Genomic DNA, 17,588 nt, shown 5'->3' on the forward strand with positions numbered 1-17,588 from the left:
CTGACCTGGGCTTTCATGATGAGACTTCCTCGGAATTACGAGGCATAAGCTGTTGAGCTGCGAAAATGGTGTCGCAGGTTTGTGCCCTCGGCGGGGCACCGAAGAAGGGGACGGGACGACCCTCGTCACCGCTCCGATTCGCTGCGACCTACGCTGTGGCAGTAGTCGGCACCGAGATCTAGCGCCGCGCCTGACCTTGTCTAGTTGTGCGATAGCCCAGAGCGCCGCAGAGGCGAGCGGAACGCCGCCAAGCATGCACCTTGCCGGCGGGGGCGCCGCTCCAATGGGCTTCTCCGCCGAATGCGTCAGCTGTGCGAAGTCAGCGGGGCTTCGGAGCTGCGAATACCACCCACGACCATGTCGACCGTCGCGCGAACCGCCGCTGTCGCGGCCTTCGGATCGGCGAAAAGGTCGGGATTGCAGGCCACCATGCCGAACGGGATCGCGATGATCGCGGCGGCCGTAGCCTTTGCGTCCAGGTCGGCGCGGACGAAGCCGGACGCGACCGCGCCGGACAGGAAATCCTCGACGACGGTTGTCGCGAGAGCATAGATCGCCGTCCACTTCCCGCGCAGCTCTTCGTCCTTCGACGTCGCGACCATGAGCATCATCTGCGCGATTCGCGGATCGCCCGTCAACAGGTCGGCCATCACATCGCCGAATTCATTTGCCCGGTGACGGAATTCGGCGATCGAACCCGGCGGTTCGGCGTTTGCGCGGCCCAGGAGTTCGGCCAGCGCCGCGACCGTGTCGGCGACCGCGTAGTCGAGGATCTCGCGCTTGCTCGCGAAGTACCGGTAGATCGTCGATGCGCCGGTCCCGATCCTTTCGGCGATGTGGGCGAGGGACGCCTCGTGGTATCCGCGCTCGATGAACTCGACGATCGCCGCGTCGACGATCTCCTTGCGTACCTGCTCGGTGCGCTGGGCTCGCGTGCGTTCGGCCAATCGCCGCTCGGCAGCCACAGGTCCTCCTCCCACGTGTCGTCACCAGAATCCTAGTATGCGAATCGTGATTCGCATACGCGATTGACAATTCGAATCTGCGATGCCACCATCTGTCCAGGTCGGTCGGCGATGACTGCCACGCCTACCGCCCGAGGTCCGGTTCGGTCAGGGCGGAATGAGGCGGTTCGTGGCGGGGTGACTCGGCCGATCCGTACCGGCCCACCCGGGTTGGACAACGAAGCGCGCCTCGACGTTCTCCACCGTGATCCAGGGCGGCCTGCCGGTCGCCCTCACTTCAGTTCGATAGGGAATATGCAATGTCGTTCACAGATGTTTTCCGCGACCCGCCCGTCGATGCGATCGCTCAATATCCCTCGGTCCCGACGATTTTCGGCATCTGCTTCGCCATCGTCACAACGGTGATCGGGATCGTTTATACGATTCGCACGCGAAGCCCACTGTTCTTCTGGGCGGCGGTAGCGGGCTGGACGCTCTACCCGCTGGTCGTCGAGCCATTCGGCGATTGGTTCGTCGCAGTGTGGTACCCGGCGAACATGGATGTCGCCGCGACCGTCTTCGACCGGCCGATGCCGTGGCTCGCGGTATTGTTCTACGGCGGTGGCATCCCGCTGGTGACGGTCGCCGCTCACGAGATCACCAAGCGCGGCTTGCCGGCGAAGCGGTTGCTGCAGTTGGTGATCGCCGTGACCATCCTCGAAGTGCCGATGGAGATTTCGGGCGCCCAGTTCGGGTGGATGCAGTACTACGACAACCATTCCGTGATCTTCGGTGTCCCGATCTACTGCTACGTACAGAACGGCGGCATGTTCGCGGTGGTCGCCTGGGTGCTCGCGTGGCTGCTGCCGCACATTCACGGATGGCGTTGGGTAGTGGTGCCTTTCGCTCTCGCCGCGGTCTTGCCGCTGTTCGCGCTCGTCACCACCTGGCCTGCGTATCTCGCTATTCACACCGGCGCGGGTCCGGTCGTCGGCTGGATCGCCGGAATTCTGGCCACGGTGCTCAACGCGGCCGTCGTGGTCGCGTGTATCTACTCTCCCGCCCTGGACCGCTTGCGTGAGAAGGCCGGCGCCGGTGATCCGCCCACCACGGTCCAGGTGGCCTGACCGGCTCAGCGCAGACAGCGCCGGCGGGCCATGTCGAGTGGTCTGTCGGCGCGCCGCCGGCACGAAACTGTCGCTGCCGGAGAGGGTTCTATATCGCCGCCGGATGGCCGGCAAGGAGAAATAACATGCATCGCGTTTCCCATTCGGCTGACATCGCTGTCCCGGTGGAAGTCTGCTTCGCCTATGTGGACGACATGCGGAAGGCGCCCGAATGGATGTTCGGAGTCACCAAGTGCGAGCCCATCGGCCCGCAGGAGCGGGGACTGGGCGCCGTCGTCGCTGTCACGATCAAATTCGGTCCGATGACTGTGCACAGTCTGGGTACGGTCACTGAATACTGTGAGAACGCGCTGATTGCGTTGACGCTCACCGACGGGCCGATCAGTGGGGTGATGACCTGGCGTTTCGAGCCTCGTGACCCGGGTCGGACCAGGATTGCGGCGGAAGTGGCCTACACGCTGGTCGGCGGGCTCACCGGCCGGGCGCTGGCGAAGGTGATCGACGCGCTGGTCACGCAGGGGATCGAGTACACCGAGGGCAGATTGCGTCGACAACTGCTGGAGCCCACCGCCGGATGATCAGGCGGCGGTCGTCGGCCGCCGCCTGATCTGCTCGCCGTCACTGCTGCAGTGGGCGTGCCTGGGCCTTGGCCGCAGTGATCAGGGGGACGAAATACTTGGTGGCCAGATGGCGGGCTTCGTCATCGGTGCCGGTCGGCAGTACCGCGGAGGGGGCTATCAGCAAGGTGAGCGTGATCCTGATGACCAGCTCGGCGACTTCGTGCGCGGAATCGGGATCCAAGCTGCCGTCCAGCGCCATGAGCAGGGCGATCACCGAACGGATCCTGACCAGCGTTTCGGAGTTCCCGAAAGCGGTCTCGTGCAGCGTTTCCGGTTCGTACTCGAGTACCGCCGCCACCAGCGGATGAGTGCGGCACTCCCGGATGCCGAGGACGAAGGCTTCGACCGTCGCGACCTCCGGTGCGGTCCTGGCGATCGCCGATTGAGCTACTCGCACGAGGAATTCCTGGATATCGCGTTCGACGACGGCCGCGACGATATCGTCCTTCTCGCCCAAGCGCCGGTGCACGGTCCTGCGTGAAACGCCGGCTCGCTGGGCGATCTCGCCGATGCTGGTTCGTCGAAATCCATGCGAGATGAACTCCTCGCGCGCGACGTCCAACAGGCGAGCGGTCTCGGGATCGACCTCCGCGTCATCGTTGGCGATTCGGTCGTCGTCAGTGCTCACGGCTCCTGAGCTTAGCGGCGGCGTTCTCAGCCGCCCCGCCAAATACCGACCTGATCGGCTCGATGTCCTAAAAGCCCGCCACTGAGCCTGCCGCGGGATGCCTGACCAATCGCGGTCCCGCGCGTTCGGTATTCAGCAAATCCGCAGGTCATCTGACGAGGATGACCTGCGCGGTCCGTGCCGTGACCTTGTGTTCGGTGCTCGGTGCGGTGATCCGCCATGCCGTCGTTGCAGGTGGCGTGCCCAAGGAAGCTTGACCGATAGTCTCAATGACCTATAATTGGGACAGCGGGTCAACCCTGTACTAGGGTTCGATCATCCGCGATTGAGTGGACCGTCTTCGGTTCGCCGGTGGTCCTGGATGTGGGCCGCGTGGCACGGCCGTGATGGCCGGATTTCAGCAAGACAGATGAACCCGAGACGAAGGAGTCGAACGGGATGCCGTATGTGATCACCGCCGAGTGCGTGGGAAACAAGGACGCCTCGTGCGTAGATGTGTGTCCCGTCGGATGTATCCATCCCGAGCCGGACACTCCTGGCTACGCGGCGGCGGAGCAGCTGTACATCGATCCCGGTGCCTGCATCGACTGCGACGCGTGCTTCGCGGCCTGTCCTGTCGGCGCCATCCACGCGATCGAGCGGGTGCCCGAGGAGCATGCGGCCAGTATCGACGCCAACGCCGCCTACTTCGAGTGAAAGGCGGATCGGGGAATGCCTTCGGAACCCTTGCGTGTGGCGATCGTCGGATCCGGGCCGTCCGGTTTCTACGCCGCCGCTGAGCTCATCAAGAAGCTGGGCCCGGATGTGTGGGTCTGCATGATCGATCGGTTGCCGACCCCCTTCGGCTTGGTGCGCTCCGGCGTGGCGCCGGACCATCCGAAGATCAAGTCGGTGACCTCGTTGTTCACCAGGACGGCGGCGCACCCTTGCTTCCACTTCCTCGGTGGGGTCGAAATCGGCCGCGATATCACCCACGACGAGCTCCGCGGTTTCTTCAACGCGGTCGTGTACGCGACCGGGGCCGCCGCGGACCGTGGACTCGAGATTCCCGGGACCGGGCTGGACGGCTGTTTCGGTGGATCGGATTTCGTCCGCTGGTACAACGGCCATCCGGATCAGCGGCTGTTGCCGGTAGACCTCGAGGTCGAACGGGCAGTGGTGGTCGGAAACGGAAACGTCGCACTGGACATCGCTCGCATCCTGACCACGCCCGTCGCTGAGCTCGAACGCACCGACATCGCGGAGCACGCGCTCGACGCCCTGTCGCGCAGCCGGATCCGCGAGGTCGTGGTGCTCGGTAGGCGCGGACCGGCACAGGCGGCGTGGACTTCCCCGGAGCTGATCGAACTCGGCAAGCTCGCCGATGTCGACGTGACGGTGCAGGGTATGGACGATCCGGCCGCACTGGTGCCGGAGGCGAATGCCGCCAATGCCAATTCGGTCGAGTCGAACGTCCAGATCGTCCGGGAACTCGCCGATCGTGGCGTGTCGGGTGCGGCGAAGTCGATTCGTTTGAAGTTCTGTTCCGTTCCCACCGCCTTCAGCGGTGAGGAGTGTGTGCGCGCAGTTGTCGCCGCCGATACGCGTTTGAGCGTCGGGGCCGATCGACGAGTCAGGGCGGAGCTGACCGGCGTGGTCGAGACGATCGCGGCGGGCTTGGTTGTCACTGCGGTCGGGCATCGTTCGGAAGCACCTTTCGGCGTTCCGTTGGACGGGCGGGGCACGATCCGCAACCAGGCGGGACGGGTGATCGATGGTGATCGACCGGTGGCCGGTGTGTACGTGGCGGGTTGGGCGAAACGCGGTGCCTCGGGTGTCATCGGCACCAACAAGCTCTGTGCGGTCGGCACGGTCCGCGCCCTGCTCGAGGATCTCGAATCCGGGATTCTGCCGAGAAACCGCACTGTGCCTGCGGATTTCGACGACCTGTGCCGGCGCCGGGCCGCCGCCGACTACACCGACTGGATGGGGTGGCAGCGCATCGATGAGTTCGAGGTCTCCGCCGGTCTGGCCGTGACGCGGCCACGGCTGAAGCTGACCGACCTGGCCGACATGCGCGCGCACGCGCGCGCCGCGAGCTCGGAGTGAAAGCCACGGCGCAGGACGGGCGCCCCTGTCTGCCGATGGCGATCACCGCATGTTCTACCGCGGTTCTGCTGCCGTGTCATGCGAAGATGTCGCTGTCGCTCGGTGGTAGTCCGTTCACTCGGTCGACCAGAAATGGTCGCCGAACCGTGTCACTCGATTCGGCGCTGGAGGTGGTGGTCTCATGACGCCGACCGACCAGGCCGCGATGCGTGATCAGGATTCGCCGCCGTCCGCGATGCAGGTCCTGCGTGGCAACTTCGCCGGGACGGTTCTGTCGAGCCTCGAGACCTTCGGCCGAGCCATGCGTTCCGGTGCCGCGGCGACGAAGCAGGGTGTCGTCGACCTCGTCCGTCTGCGGCTGCCCGTGCGTGAGTTGCTTGGCCAGGCGTGGTTTTTGATCACCGTGACCGCGGTGCCCGGGATCTTGATGGCGATCCCGTTCGGTGTGATCGTCTCCGCGCAGGTCGGCAACGTGGTGCATCAACTCGGCGCGAACGCGCTGATCGGTGCGGCCGGCGGACTCGGAGTCATCAAACAGGGCGCGCCGCTGGCGACCGGGTTGTTGCTCGGGGGCGCGGGAGCCGCGGCCATCGCCTCGGATCTGGGCGCACGCGCTATCCGGGAAGAAGTCGACGCGCTTCGGGTGATGGGAATCGACCCGGTCCAGCGTCTGGTAGTCCCCAGGGTTTTCGCGATGGTCCTGGTGGCGCCGCTGTTGAACGTGCTCATCATCGCGGTCGGCATCGTGGCCGGCTACATCGTGGCCATCGTCGCGCTCGATGTGACGCCGGGGAGTTACTGGGATTCGTTCGGATCATTCGCCACCATCACCGATGTCTGGGTGTCGATCGTGAAATCGGTGATCTTCGGCTATCTGGTTGTGGTGATCTCCTGCCAGCGTGGCCTGGAAGCCAAGGGCGGGCCTCGCGGCGTGGCCGACGGAGTCAACGCGGCGGTCATATTGTCGGTCGTGTCCATCGCGGTCGTCAATGTGCTGATCACCCAGGTGGTCGCGATGTTCTTCCCGACGAGGTTGTCCTGATGACGACAACGCCGTACACACCGCCGCTGTTGCACCCGTTCAGCCGATTGCGGCGGCGGGTCAAGAAATTGGCTCCGCTCGAGCACGTGGGCTTCGTGCTCAGCTTCATCTGGCAGGTCGTATCGTCGATCCCGCTGACGCTCAAGCACTATCGTTCCCAAACCGTCGCGACGATCACCGACATGACGTGGGGCCGCGGTTCGATCATCGTCGGCGGTGGGACAGCGGCAGTCATGCTCGTGATGGGTGCCGCGGTCGGGGCTTCCATCGGCATCGAGGCCTACAGCGCGCTGAACCTCGTCGCGCTCGGCCAGGTCAGCGGCCTGGTGTCGGCCTTCGCCACGACACGTGAATTGGCGCCGATCGCGGCGGGCGTCGGATTCGCCGCGCAGGCCGGCTGCCGTATGACGGCGGAGATCGGGTCGATGCGGATCTCCGAGGAGATCGACGCCGTCGAATCGCTCGGCATCAGGTCGGTACCGTTCGTCGTGACCACGCGCGTCATCGCGGGCGCCGTTTCCATCGTCCCCACCTTCCTGCTCGCATTGCTCGTTTCCTACGCGACGACCGGGCTGGTGATCACAGTGCTGCACGGGGAACCCGCGGGGGTGTACGCGCACTATTTCAATCAGTTCATCGTGGCCTGGGACGTGCTGGCAGCAGCGATCAAAGTGCTGGTGTTCGCCGTCGCGGTCATCCTCATTCATTGCTACCAAGGCTTTTTCGCGGTGGGTGGCCCCGAGGGCGTCGGTGCGGCGTCCGGCCGGGCGATCAGGGCGAGTCTGGTGGCCATCATCGCTTTGGACATGATCATGACAATCGTGCTGTGGGGCTTCAGCACCCCGATCGCATTCACGGGGTGACACGCATGCCACTCAACTACGCACTGCCCGGGATACGGATACAGCAGCGGGGGGCCCGGATCACCGGCGCTGTCGCGGTCGTCGCCGCCCTGCTGTCGTTCATCGTCATCCGGGTCGCCTCGACGAACGAACCGCCGGGTCGGATCACCGTGACACTACGCACCGAACGAGTCGGGCCGGGAATCGAATCGGGTACCGACGTCCGCCTCGACGGGGTCAACGTGGGTGCCGTTGCCAGGATCGAAGCGGAACCGGACGGCTATCAGCGGATCGTGCTGGACCTGGCCGAAGCCGAGCTGTTCGGGTTGACCGACGCGCTGGATATCGACTACGCACCGGGAAACCTCTTCGGTATCAGCGAAGTCGAGTTACTGCCCCGCGCCGGCGGAATCGATCTGGTCGACAACGCGGTGGTCGACCTGACCGGAGACCGCGCGTCCCGGGTCTCCGACGTCACCATGTCCACGATGCTGCAATCGATCGGGCAACTGACCGACGATGTCCTGACACCGAAACTGGCGAGTGTGCTGGCGATGATCGCCAACCAGACACGCGCGTTCACCCCGCTCATCCAGACGATCATCGTCACGGCCACGCTGGTCGCGGATACGCAGCGACTGCCTGCGTCGTTCCTGCTCGGGCAGTTCGGGCAGACGCTGCAGGGGTTCCCGAGCACCGCCGATGGCACGGTGCGGCTGCTGTGGACCGCCTACGAGAACGAGTACATGAAATCCGACGACAACCGCCGACGTTTCGACGCCACGATCGCGGTGATCAGAGATGATCTCCTCCCGACGCTGACCACAGTGCTCGGCACCGGCGGTCAGTACTACAGCGGGCACAGCCTGGCGGTGGTGCCCCTGCTCGATGCCATCGCCAGGACCGTGCCGACACCGGACCTGACCGGTGCGCAGCTGGGGGAGCTGCTCGATCGCACAGACCGGGCCTTCCAACCCACTCCGGACGGGCCTGTGGTCCGCGTCGACGCCGACATCGACATCGACCTGGGGCTGGTACCCGGTCTCGCCGGGCCCTTGCAGGCTGGTGCGCCACCGCTGCTCCCAGGAGGCCCCCGATGACGTCGATGCGGGTTCTGATCACCCGAATCGGGCTCTTCGCCGCGGTGATGGGGCTGCTGCTGGTCGCCGTCGTCCAGACCATCGATCGCCCGGTCGGCGCGGACACCGACGCTTTCACCGCGATGTTCACCGACGCGAACGGGCTGAAACCCGGCGATGACGTCCGGGTCTACGGTGTGCGGGTCGGTACCGTCGCCGGTCTGGCGTTGAAGGGTGACAGGGCTGAAGTCCGCTTCGCGCTGCGCCGGGACCGCCCGCTCTACGACAACAGCACCCTGGCGATCAGATACCAGAACCTGACCGGTCAGCGCTACGTCGACGTCCAGCACGCGGCGCAGCCCACCGGACGCCTCCGCCCCGGGGCGGTCATCGGCATCGAGCACACGGTGCCCGCGTTCGATGTCACGACGCTGTTCAACGGATTGCAGCCCGTACTCGCCGAACTCACACCCGCCGACCTCAACCAGTTCTCCGAAAGTCTGCTCGCCGTGGTCCAAGGCGACGGCAGCGGTATCGGGCCTGCCTTCGACGCCATCGAGAAGCTGAGCCGGTACGCGGTCGACCGCCAGCAGCTGATCTCGACGCTGATTCGCAATCTGGCCATGGTCTCCGGGGAGATCGGCGGAAAGTCACCGCAGGCGGTGTCGCTGCTCGAACAGCTCACCGTGCTGTTCGACACGTTGCAGCAGAAGGCCAGTGGATTGATCGACTTCGGCCTGACCTTCCCTCCGGTCCTGGTGCCCGCGCGTGACCTGCTCGCTCAACTTGGCCTCACCGGTGACCCCAACCCGTATCTGACCTCCGCCCTCGACGCTGCGTTCCCCGACCCCGCGCAAGCGCGCGAGGTTCTGCGCAGCCTTCCCGGGTTGCTGCAGTCGTTCCAGGGGCTGATCCCGCAGACCGGGCCGAATGTGGACCTCTCGTGCTCGCGAGGCTCGCTCGCGTTGCCCGCGCCCTTCCAAATACTCGTTGCCGGACAAAAGGTTTCGCTGTGCAATCCATGAATCGCCCGCCGCGTGCCCGGCGGTCACGGAGGAGTGCCCGGCCGCACGGCCGGCCTCGGTTCTCCGACTTGCAGTGGGGGATAGCCGGATTGGTCCTGGTCGTGGTGATCGTCGCCGCCTTCGGGGTCGTCTATGTCGTGGACATCGGTACCCGTACGTACTCGGCCCAGATGCCCGACGCCGGGTCGGTCCGGGTCGGTGACGAGGTCCGGGTCGCGGGCATCCACGTCGGCAATGTCGAATCTCTGGAACTGCGGCCCGGACACGTCGCGATGACGTTCACCGTCGACGACGCGGTCTTCGTCGGCGCGCAATCGACGCTGAGCGTGCGGATGCTGACCATCGTCGGCGGCCACTATGTCGCGTTGATACCGGCGGGGACACAACCGCTGGGCCGCACTGTCATTCCCGCCGATCGCGTCGTGCTGCCGTACAACCTGACCGAGATCTTCCAGGACGCGATGCGGCCGATCGAGGACATCGACGGTGGCGTATTACGTCAGAACCTGGGCGAACTGGCAAAAGCGGTGGACAGCAGCCCGCAGTCGTTCGCGGCGGCCGTCGGGGCGGTGAACAGCATCGTGTCGATCATGAACAAACAGAACGACGAAGTGACCCGGTCACTGGCGCTGGCCGACGAGTACCTGTCGGCGTTGAATGTGGCCAAGCCTGTTCTGGTTCGCGCGATCAACGCGCTCAATCTGCTGGAGAACCAGGTGATCACCTATCACGTGCAGGTGGGCGAATCCCTGCGCAACACTGCCGCGATCCTGGCCGCGGTGGCCCCGCTCGGGCGCGAGTGGCAGGCAGGCAACAGCCGACTCGTGCAGCAATTGCGTGCGGCGATACCGCAGCTCGAAGGGATCGGCGCCGAGCTCGATGACCTGCTGCGTTCACTCGCTGAACTGGGCCGGGTCCTGGAACCGATCATCTCCGGTCCGGGGGGCGTCACGATCGACCAGTCGGCAGGCGTGGTCGCGGTCGCTCCCTGTGTCCCGATGGCGGGAAGGCAGTGCTGATGGTGAACAGGATCCTGGGCTCGCGCGGTCTGCTGTCGTTCTCGCTGGTTGCACTGGTCGCGGTGCTCTGTGTTGTCGGGTTCCGCCTGATACAGCAGGAACCCCCGGCGCGCGCCTACTGCGCGTTGATGCCCGATGCCATCGGTCTGTTCGAGGGCAGCGCGGTCACCATCCGGGGACTCCCGGTCGGCGAAGTCACCGGTGTCGCGCCCGCCGGGGCGCAGGCGCGGGTGGAGTTCACCGTCTACGAGAACTACACCGTGGCCGCCGACGCCGGCGCGGCGACACTGTCGGACACCTTGATCGCCGATCGCCGGCTGGCGATCGTCGGTGCCGAGTCCGGCGTTCCGAGTCGTGCGTCGTCGGATTGCATCACCAAAACCGTCACACCCAAGAGCATCACCGAGACCTTCGCCGCGATCTCCCGGTTGGCCGACGAACTCAACGGTGCGGGGGACCCGGCACATCCCGATCTCGTCAAAGACGGACTGCGTGCGCTCAGCGCCGCTTCGGCAGGAACCGGAGACCAGATCAACGCCATCATCCGTGGCCTCGGATCCGCGTTCGCCTCACCGGACGAAGCGGTAGGTCACCTCGGCGGCTTGATCGACGCTCTTGCGGCGCTGAGCCGAAGTGCCGCCAGCGGGTGGTCCGACGTCGAATCGATGGTCACCCGGATGGCCGAGGCGATCCATCTGATCAATCAGGTCATCGTGCCACCGGTCATCGAGATCGTCGACAAGGCAGGTGACCTGCTGCCCGCGATCGACGACATCACCCGATTGGCGGGGCCAGGGCTGCGCCGCCTCGACTCGATCGAGAACTTGCCGCAACTGATCGCCGCCGGCATCGGCTCGTTCCAGGAGATACTCGACATGCTTCCGATCTTCACGTCCGCGTTCGAACGTGCGGTGGATCCGGCGACCGGGCGGATCGGGCTGTCCTATTCACCACCACGAGTGCAACTGTCCGAACCGGTGGCTGCCCAGGTGTGCGCGGGTTTGGGCATGCTGGTTCCAGGCACCTGCGGCGGTGGCGCGGACGGGCTCGCGCAGCTCGATCTCACCCGTCTCGTCCTGGCGTCGGTGGTGACGCGATGAACGCGCCGCGAGGAATCGGGCTTCGGGCAATCGCGGCGCTGCTCGCGGTATCCGCCGTATTCGTCACCGGAAGTTGCGCGTTCGACCCTGCCGCGGTGCCGGTGCCCGGCGCCACGATCTCCGGAGACAAACAACTTCTGCACATCGAGTTCTCGAACGTGCTCAACCTGCCGCCGGGTGCGAAAGTGATCGCCAATGGCGTACAGGTCGGGAATCTGATCGGCGTCCGGGTTCTCGAACCTCGTGACGGAGGTCAGGGATTCGTGGTCGCCGACGTGGAGATCCGAGCCGACCTGCGGCTACCTGCCGCCACCACGGCCGAACTGCGCCAAGCCACGCCGCTGGGGGACGTCCACATCGCGCTCACTTCGACGCCGGGAAGCCCCGGGCCGTTCCTGGCTTCGGGCTCCACCTTGCCTCGCTCGCAGACGACGCAGGCCGCGCAGGTCGAGGACACGATGTCCGGACTGGCCGCCGCGGTGACCGGCGGGTCGATCACCAGCTTCCAGGACATCGTGCGACAGCTGAACACGGTGTTTCCCCCCGATCCCGCGGAAACGGCACGGATCTTCGACGTCGTCGGCAAGGACCTGATGGATGTGTCGTCAGATCTGTCCTCGCTGGACTCCCTGCTCGACGGGCTCAACTCGACTGCGGCCACCGTCCTGCAGGATCGGGACATGCTCGCCGGCCTGCTCACCGACTACGGCGTGGAGCACGTGACCGCGGTGTTCAACTCGGTTCTGCAGATCCTGTTCGCGTTGACCGAACTAGGGCCCTTGTCGCACAACGGAGTCTGGCTGGCGCCGCTGGTGCAGTCGCTCGACGACACCGCACGGGCGGTCATGCCGGTTCTGTTCACGGGGAACCCACTCGATCTGAGCAAACCGTCGAACCTGCGGAAGCTGTCGGACCTGATCCAGCACAAGCTGATCCCGTTCGTAGAACTGGGCCCCGAGGTCGATGTCCAGGGTGTGCGCGTCACCGGTGCCGCCGCCGATATGCCAGCCGCCGAACAGGCGGATCGGATCATCCGAACCCTGCGCATGATCGGAGCAGTGCGGTGAAACTGAAATCGGTCGTATCGCTGGGCGCGATCATCGTGCTGTTCGTCGCGGGCGTGCTGTACATGACGGTCGGTGTGCTCGAGATCAACCCCTTCGCCAAATACACGAACATACGGATGACGCTGCCCACCTCCGGCGGACTCGCGGTCGACTCACCGATTCTGCTGACCGGCGTCGAGGTGGGATCGGTGACCGAGGTCCGCAAGGCCGCCACCGGTGTGGAAGTGCACCTGCGGATCCGCGACGAATATCGGATTCCGGTCTCCAGCGCGGTGAAAATCGAGGCCTTGTCCTCGCTGGGCGAGCCATACGTGGAGTTCACCCCGATCGATGATCGTGGCCCCTACTTGCGGAACGGGGAGCGAGTCGACACGCGGACGATCACGCCGCCGGTGTCGATCCCGCAGATGTCGGCCCGGATCGTCGCGGTGGTCGAGCAACTCGATCCCGCGGCGATCTCCTCGCTCGTCGACACCGCCGACCGCGCGGTGCGCGGCACCGAATCCGAACTACCCGGATTGGAGCGAGCCACGCGATTGCTGGCGGCGACCATTCTCAGTCGCACCGCCTCGATCCATCAGCTGCTGCTCGACCTCCAGACGATCGGCGGCGATACCGCGTGGGCGGGACCCGCCTTCCACGATTCGGGTCCGGAGTGGGTCGCTCTCGGCGGTCGGCTCGAAGAGGCGATCGGGGAAGCCGCCGAACTCAGCGGCAAGCGTGATCCGAACGACTATCTGACCGGCGATGGGGTCGTCCCCTTCCTCGGCAGGCTGAACGAGTTGATGGCCGATCTGGGCCCGAGCATGCAGGCTGCCGTACCGCTGCTGCAGACGCTGTCCGCCCACGGGAGCACGGCGCTGTCGCGGGTGGACATCAGCTCCCTCATCGTCCAGGCGCTCGGCACCGTCGGCGACGACGGTGTGGTGCACCTCCGACTGCAAGTGAAATAGACCAGCACGGCGACCGACTCGCCGGGACAGGAACAACGATGGCCTCAACGACGACCGACACCGAGAGTGTCGTGGGATCCGAGCCGAACACCGACACGACGAGCACGGTGCCGTCGCGCCGCGGTACTGCGGCCAAGAAGGTGACTCTGTCGGTCGCCACCGTCTCGACGGCCGCGGCAGTGGCCGTCCTGACGGCGGCGACGGCGACTTTCGGGCTGCTGTACTGGCATGCTCGCGACGAACTCTCCGGCCGGGACGCGGCGGCGCAGAGCAGCGAACACGCGAAGCAGATCGCGATGGACTACGCCGTCGGCGCCGCGACTGTCGACTATCGCAACACCCAGGCGTGGTTCACGAGCCTGAAGAAGGGCACAAACGCCGCGCTGTCGACCAAGTTCGATGCCACCGCCGCGCAGCTGGAGCAGATCATGGTGCCCTTGCAGTGGACCTCGACGGCCGCACCGATTACCGCCGCCGTCACCTCGGACTCCCCGGGCATCTACAAGGTCAACGCCTTCTTGAACGTCAACTCGACGAATGCCCAGAACCCACAGGGCCTGCGAACCACCGTGACCTATGCGATCACGGTGGATGAGAACACTGGGTGGCAGATCACCGATGTCGGGGGACTGGACGGGGCGTTGCCGACCAAGTGACGGGAAGCCGAGCTGCGCCCCGTTGACATTTCTGTCCCACAATCCTATAAATGAGACAGTGGGACAAACAATGAAAGGGGCGTCAATGGTGACGCAAGCACGCCATGCCGATCGCGGCGGGAGCACGCGCAAGCAGGGTCGTCCACCCGGTCCGGGTGTCCTGGCCGCTACCCGGATCCTGGCGAAGGCGCCACGAGATATGTTGTTCGGCTACCTGCCGCGGATCGCGGCCGAGTACGGCGATGTCGTCGACCTGCCGATTCCGGGTCTGACGGCGACGCTGCTGAGCCACCCCGACCACGTCGAGCACGTCTTCATCAAGAACAACGAGCGGTACGCGAAGCTCGCCCTCACCAACGAATTGACCGCCGGTGAACCGCCCGCGCTGCCGATTCTCGCCGGCGCGGAATGGAAGCGGGTGCGGCGTCAGGTCAACCCGTACTTCGCCGAGAAGGCGCTGGCGAACGTCACCGAGGCGATGGTGACCACGACGATCGGCCAGCTCGAGCGCTGGGAAGCCTTCGCCGACAGCGGGAATTTCGTCAATCTGGAGCACGAATTCGGCTCGATCGTGATGTCCACGCTGTTGCAGTCGATGTTCACCTACTCGGTCGACAACGCAACGGTGGACCGGTGGGTCGACGCGGCGACGGACTTCGGCGGATACATCATGGTCCGCGGGCTGATGGGACCCCTGCCGTCCTGGATCCCGCGCCCGCGCGAGCGCAAGGGGCGCGCCGCCCAGTCCTTGTTCCTGGGGGAACTCGACAGCATGATCAAGGCGCGGCTGGCTGCCCCCGAACGGGAGCAGAAGGACGTGCTGGATGTCTTGCTCGGCATGGAATTCGAGGGGGACGAGGACCAGCAGTACCGACGGATGCGGTCGGAGCTGTCGGGGCTGGTGTTCGCCGGATTCGATACCACCGCCGAGGCTCTCGCCTGGACTATCGCGATGCTGTCCCAGACTCCGGATGCTCTCGCGAAGGCGTACGCCGCTGTCGACGCACTCGGTGGCCGCACCGTCGCGTATACCGACGTCGAACAGCTTTCCTACCTGCGTGCCTGCTTCGATGAGGCACAACGGCTGCAGGCCGCGCCGTTGAACGGGCGCACATCGACGGAAGACGACGAAATCGGCGGCTACCGCATTCCGGCCGGATCCCATGTGCTGATCTCCCCGTACGGTCTCCAGCGGGATGCGCGGTTCTGGGTGAATCCCGACTGGTACAACCCCGATCGCTGGGTGACCGACGACATCGACAAGAACGCGTTCGTCCCGTTCAGTACCGGCCCACGCAAGTGCATGGGCAGCCGGATGGCCTACATCAGCGGTGTCCTCACCCTTGCGTCGATTCTCCAGCGTTACACCTTCGAAGTCCGCGAGGGCTGGAAGCCGCGCCATGAGCTGCACCTGTCGATCGGACTCGCCGGCGGGCTCCCGGTTCGAGTGCATCGGCGATGATCGACATCTCCTCCGTCGGAATGTGATTCGCCCGCGCCGTCCGGTACGGCGTCCACTGACTCGCCGCCGCCGCTCGGTGGCGGCGAGTTCCCTCTATGCGTCACGCATGTCGAGGCGGCGGTGACTGCGCATCCGGCGGTCGAGACCTTCCTCGGCGGGTGGAGTCGGACGAGTGCTGCCATGGGGTCTGTCCGGAAATGACATGTGACCGTCCGCTTCTGACATACCCGCAGCCGCGAGTTGTCTCTAACTTCGGGACATCGAGAAGACACCGAAAGGTAGGCCATGGACACTGAGGCACACATTCGCCGGACACCACGCGTCGCGATCATCGGAGCGGGTATGTCCGGGATCGGAATGGCGATCCGGCTGCGAATGATCGGTGTCGATTCGTTCCACATCTACGAGCGTCACAGTGATGTCGGCGGCACCTGGTTCGCGAACAGCTACCCGGGGCTGGCCTGCGACGTGCCATCGCGCAACTATCAGTACAGTTTCGCGCCCAACCCGAACTGGTCGGCCTTGCACAGCACCGGACCGGAGATCTGGCAGTACTTCGATCAGGTGACCCGACAATTCCGGCTGCGCGAGAATGCCTCGTTCGGCACCGAGGTCACCGAAGTGCGATGGGACAACGATCGGTGGATTGTCGAGACCGACCGCGGTGATCGCGCCGAATACGACTTCGTCGTCTCGGCGACCGGTGTCCTCGTGCGGACGAGAACGCCGAATATCGCTGGTCTGGAAACCTTTGCGGGGCAAAGGTTCCACTCCGCCGAATGGGATCACTCGCTCGACCTCGCGGGCAAACGGATTGCTGTGATCGGGACCGGCTCCACAGGCCTGCAGCTGACCAAGTCGCTGGCGCCGATCGCCGCCGAATTCGAGCTCTACCAGCGCACTCCGCAGTGGATCCTGCCCTGGGCGAACTTCCGGTACCCGGGCTTTGTCAAGGCACTACACCGGAGGTGGCCCCGGCTGTTCAAGTGGGAAGGCGCGGCGTGGGATCTCATCACGGTGAAGCCGTACGGCAATGCCATGATCAAGGACGGGTGGGAGCGCAGGATGATCAGCGCCGCCTGTAACCGGCACCTGCGCAGTATCGGCGATCGCGAGCTGCGTAAGCGCTTCACCCCGAACTACGTCGCGGGCTGCAAGCGGCTGATCATCGGCAGCGGCTTCTACTCGCTGTTCGACAAGGGCGTCGCACGTCTGGTCGATACTCCGATCGAACGGATCGAGCCGAACGGCATTCGCACCAGCGACGGCGAACTGCACGAACTCGATGTGATCATCACAGCGACAGGATTCGACACGCAGCTGTATCTGCGACCGATGGAAGTCGTTGGTCGCGAAGGAGTCCGGCTGTCGAATCTGTGGGAGAAACGGATCCACGGCTACCGCTCGGTGGCGCTGCCGGGGTTCCCGAATCTGTTCACCCTGATCGGTCCGCAGTCCCCGTTCGGTAACCAGTCACTGTTCGGGGTGGCCGAGACCCAGATCGAATTCGTGATCGACCGCGTGCAGGAATGGCGGGCAGGCGAATTCGAATGGATGTCCCCGTCGGTAGACGCCACCGATCGATTCAACGAGGACGTCCGTGCGGCCATGCCCGCCACGATCTGGGTCACCGGGGGCTGCGAGAGCTGGTACATGGGCCCGGATGGGACGCCCACGATCTGGCCGTGGAGCGTGGCACGGCACAAAGAACTGCTCAGCCGGATCGATCCGTCCGACTGGGAGATCGACCGATCCGGCCCGCGGTCGAGCGTGTAAGAAGGCTCAGTTCCATGCCCTGTTCCTCCCTCGGTCGAGCGCTGTCGATCGAGAGGCAAAGCCGAGAACTTTCCTCGTGTTGCCGCAGGCGGGTCGACCTGGTTCTCTGCGCCGAGCGCGAGCCAGGGTCGGCCTGCGGGACTGCGCCTCGAACCGACGT

At 65.2% G+C, this 17,588-nt stretch carries 17 protein-coding genes; 15 read left to right on the forward strand and 2 right to left on the reverse strand.

Going from position 1 to position 17,588, the window contains the following annotated elements:
- Nucleotides 1-305: 305 nt before the first annotated feature.
- Nucleotides 306-965, reverse strand: a complete 660-nt coding sequence (locus ACFVW6_RS13805) for a TetR/AcrR family transcriptional regulator (protein ID WP_378827882.1) — start codon at nt 963-965, stop codon at nt 306-308.
- Between the two features lie 299 nt (nt 966-1,264).
- Here ACFVW6_RS13805 and ACFVW6_RS13810 point away from each other — a divergent pair, with 299 nt between their 5' ends.
- Both ACFVW6_RS13810 and ACFVW6_RS13815 read left to right on the forward strand, forming a co-directional pair.
- Complete coding sequence (locus ACFVW6_RS13810) at nt 1,265-2,071, forward strand: hypothetical protein (RefSeq protein ID WP_378827880.1); 807 nt, start codon at nt 1,265-1,267, stop codon at nt 2,069-2,071.
- Nucleotides 2,072-2,196: 125 nt separating this feature from the next.
- Complete coding sequence (locus tag ACFVW6_RS13815; protein ID WP_378827878.1) at nt 2,197-2,649, forward strand: SRPBCC family protein; 453 nt, start codon at nt 2,197-2,199, stop codon at nt 2,647-2,649.
- A 40-nt stretch (nt 2,650-2,689) separates the two neighbouring features.
- On the opposite strand, the gene ACFVW6_RS13820 is transcribed toward ACFVW6_RS13815, so the two are convergent.
- Complete coding sequence (locus tag ACFVW6_RS13820) at nt 2,690-3,319, reverse strand: TetR/AcrR family transcriptional regulator (protein ID WP_378827875.1); 630 nt, start codon at nt 3,317-3,319, stop codon at nt 2,690-2,692.
- Nucleotides 3,320-3,757: 438 nt separating this feature from the next.
- Here ACFVW6_RS13820 and ACFVW6_RS13825 point away from each other — a divergent pair, with 438 nt between their 5' ends.
- The 13 genes from ACFVW6_RS13825 (at nt 3,758) to ACFVW6_RS13885 (ending at nt 17,428) form a co-directional block, all read left to right on the forward strand.
- A complete protein-coding gene (locus ACFVW6_RS13825; protein ID WP_378827873.1) occupies nt 3,758-4,015 on the forward strand; it encodes a ferredoxin family protein in 258 nt (85 codons plus the stop codon).
- 15 nt (nt 4,016-4,030) lie between these two features.
- Nucleotides 4,031-5,407, forward strand: a complete 1,377-nt coding sequence (locus ACFVW6_RS13830) for an FAD-dependent oxidoreductase (protein ID WP_378827871.1) — start codon at nt 4,031-4,033, stop codon at nt 5,405-5,407.
- A gap of 181 nt (nt 5,408-5,588) precedes the next feature.
- Nucleotides 5,589-6,449 (forward strand): MlaE family ABC transporter permease, encoded by an 861-nt coding sequence (locus ACFVW6_RS13835; protein WP_378827869.1) that lies wholly within the window; start codon nt 5,589-5,591, stop codon nt 6,447-6,449.
- The gene (locus ACFVW6_RS13840) at nt 6,449-7,312 is read left to right on the forward strand and encodes an ABC transporter permease (RefSeq protein ID WP_378827867.1); all 864 of its coding nucleotides are present in this window, start codon (nt 6,449-6,451) and stop codon (nt 7,310-7,312) included. The genes ACFVW6_RS13835 and ACFVW6_RS13840 overlap by 1 nt, the downstream gene beginning before the upstream one ends.
- 5 nt (nt 7,313-7,317) lie before the next feature.
- Complete coding sequence (locus tag ACFVW6_RS13845; protein ID WP_378827865.1) at nt 7,318-8,391, forward strand: MlaD family protein; 1,074 nt, start codon at nt 7,318-7,320, stop codon at nt 8,389-8,391.
- The gene (locus ACFVW6_RS13850; RefSeq protein WP_378827862.1) at nt 8,388-9,395 is read left to right on the forward strand and encodes an MCE family protein; all 1,008 of its coding nucleotides are present in this window, start codon (nt 8,388-8,390) and stop codon (nt 9,393-9,395) included. Before ACFVW6_RS13845 ends, ACFVW6_RS13850 begins: the two co-directional genes overlap by 4 nt.
- Nucleotides 9,392-10,414, forward strand: a complete 1,023-nt coding sequence (locus ACFVW6_RS13855) for an MlaD family protein (RefSeq protein ID WP_378828185.1) — start codon at nt 9,392-9,394, stop codon at nt 10,412-10,414. The genes ACFVW6_RS13850 and ACFVW6_RS13855 overlap by 4 nt, the downstream gene beginning before the upstream one ends.
- Nucleotides 10,414-11,514 (forward strand): MlaD family protein, encoded by a 1,101-nt coding sequence (locus tag ACFVW6_RS13860; RefSeq protein WP_378827860.1) that lies wholly within the window; start codon nt 10,414-10,416, stop codon nt 11,512-11,514. The genes ACFVW6_RS13855 and ACFVW6_RS13860 overlap by 1 nt, the downstream gene beginning before the upstream one ends.
- The gene (locus ACFVW6_RS13865; RefSeq protein ID WP_378827858.1) at nt 11,511-12,581 is read left to right on the forward strand and encodes an MlaD family protein; all 1,071 of its coding nucleotides are present in this window, start codon (nt 11,511-11,513) and stop codon (nt 12,579-12,581) included. Before ACFVW6_RS13860 ends, ACFVW6_RS13865 begins: the two co-directional genes overlap by 4 nt.
- Nucleotides 12,578-13,534, forward strand: a complete 957-nt coding sequence (locus ACFVW6_RS13870; RefSeq protein WP_378827855.1) for an MlaD family protein — start codon at nt 12,578-12,580, stop codon at nt 13,532-13,534. The genes ACFVW6_RS13865 and ACFVW6_RS13870 overlap by 4 nt, the downstream gene beginning before the upstream one ends.
- Nucleotides 13,535-13,605: 71 nt before the next feature.
- Nucleotides 13,606-14,190, forward strand: a complete 585-nt coding sequence (locus tag ACFVW6_RS13875) for a hypothetical protein (protein ID WP_378827853.1) — start codon at nt 13,606-13,608, stop codon at nt 14,188-14,190.
- Nucleotides 14,191-14,212: 22 nt separating this feature from the next.
- A complete protein-coding gene (locus tag ACFVW6_RS13880; RefSeq protein WP_378827851.1) occupies nt 14,213-15,652 on the forward strand; it encodes a cytochrome P450 in 1,440 nt (479 codons plus the stop codon).
- A gap of 285 nt (nt 15,653-15,937) precedes the next feature.
- Complete coding sequence (locus ACFVW6_RS13885; protein WP_378827849.1) at nt 15,938-17,428, forward strand: flavin-containing monooxygenase; 1,491 nt, start codon at nt 15,938-15,940, stop codon at nt 17,426-17,428.
- Nucleotides 17,429-17,588 lie beyond the last annotated feature (160 nt).

The sequence above is a fragment of the Nocardia sp. NPDC058244 genome (genome assembly GCF_042882065.1).
GTDB lineage: Bacteria > Actinomycetota > Actinomycetes > Mycobacteriales > Mycobacteriaceae > Nocardia.

Coding starts and splice junctions, on each gene's coding strand:
- ACFVW6_RS13835 (WP_378827869.1), top strand. CDS start 5,589: ATGACGCCGACCGACCAGGCCGCGATGCGTGATCAGGATTCGCCGCCG.
- ACFVW6_RS13860 (WP_378827860.1), top strand. CDS start 10,414: ATGGTGAACAGGATCCTGGGCTCGCGCGGTCTGCTGTCGTTCTCGCTG.
- ACFVW6_RS13865 (WP_378827858.1), top strand. CDS start 11,511: ATGAACGCGCCGCGAGGAATCGGGCTTCGGGCAATCGCGGCGCTGCTC.
- ACFVW6_RS13815 (WP_378827878.1), top strand. CDS start 2,197: ATGCATCGCGTTTCCCATTCGGCTGACATCGCTGTCCCGGTGGAAGTC.
- ACFVW6_RS13830 (WP_378827871.1), top strand. CDS start 4,031: ATGCCTTCGGAACCCTTGCGTGTGGCGATCGTCGGATCCGGGCCGTCC.
- ACFVW6_RS13810 (WP_378827880.1), top strand. CDS start 1,265: ATGTCGTTCACAGATGTTTTCCGCGACCCGCCCGTCGATGCGATCGCT.
- ACFVW6_RS13840 (WP_378827867.1), top strand. CDS start 6,449: ATGACGACAACGCCGTACACACCGCCGCTGTTGCACCCGTTCAGCCGA.
- ACFVW6_RS13885 (WP_378827849.1), top strand. CDS start 15,938: ATGGACACTGAGGCACACATTCGCCGGACACCACGCGTCGCGATCATC.
- ACFVW6_RS13850 (WP_378827862.1), top strand. CDS start 8,388: ATGACGTCGATGCGGGTTCTGATCACCCGAATCGGGCTCTTCGCCGCG.
- ACFVW6_RS13855 (WP_378828185.1), top strand. CDS start 9,392: ATGAATCGCCCGCCGCGTGCCCGGCGGTCACGGAGGAGTGCCCGGCCG.
- ACFVW6_RS13845 (WP_378827865.1), top strand. CDS start 7,318: ATGCCACTCAACTACGCACTGCCCGGGATACGGATACAGCAGCGGGGG.
- ACFVW6_RS13825 (WP_378827873.1), top strand. CDS start 3,758: ATGCCGTATGTGATCACCGCCGAGTGCGTGGGAAACAAGGACGCCTCG.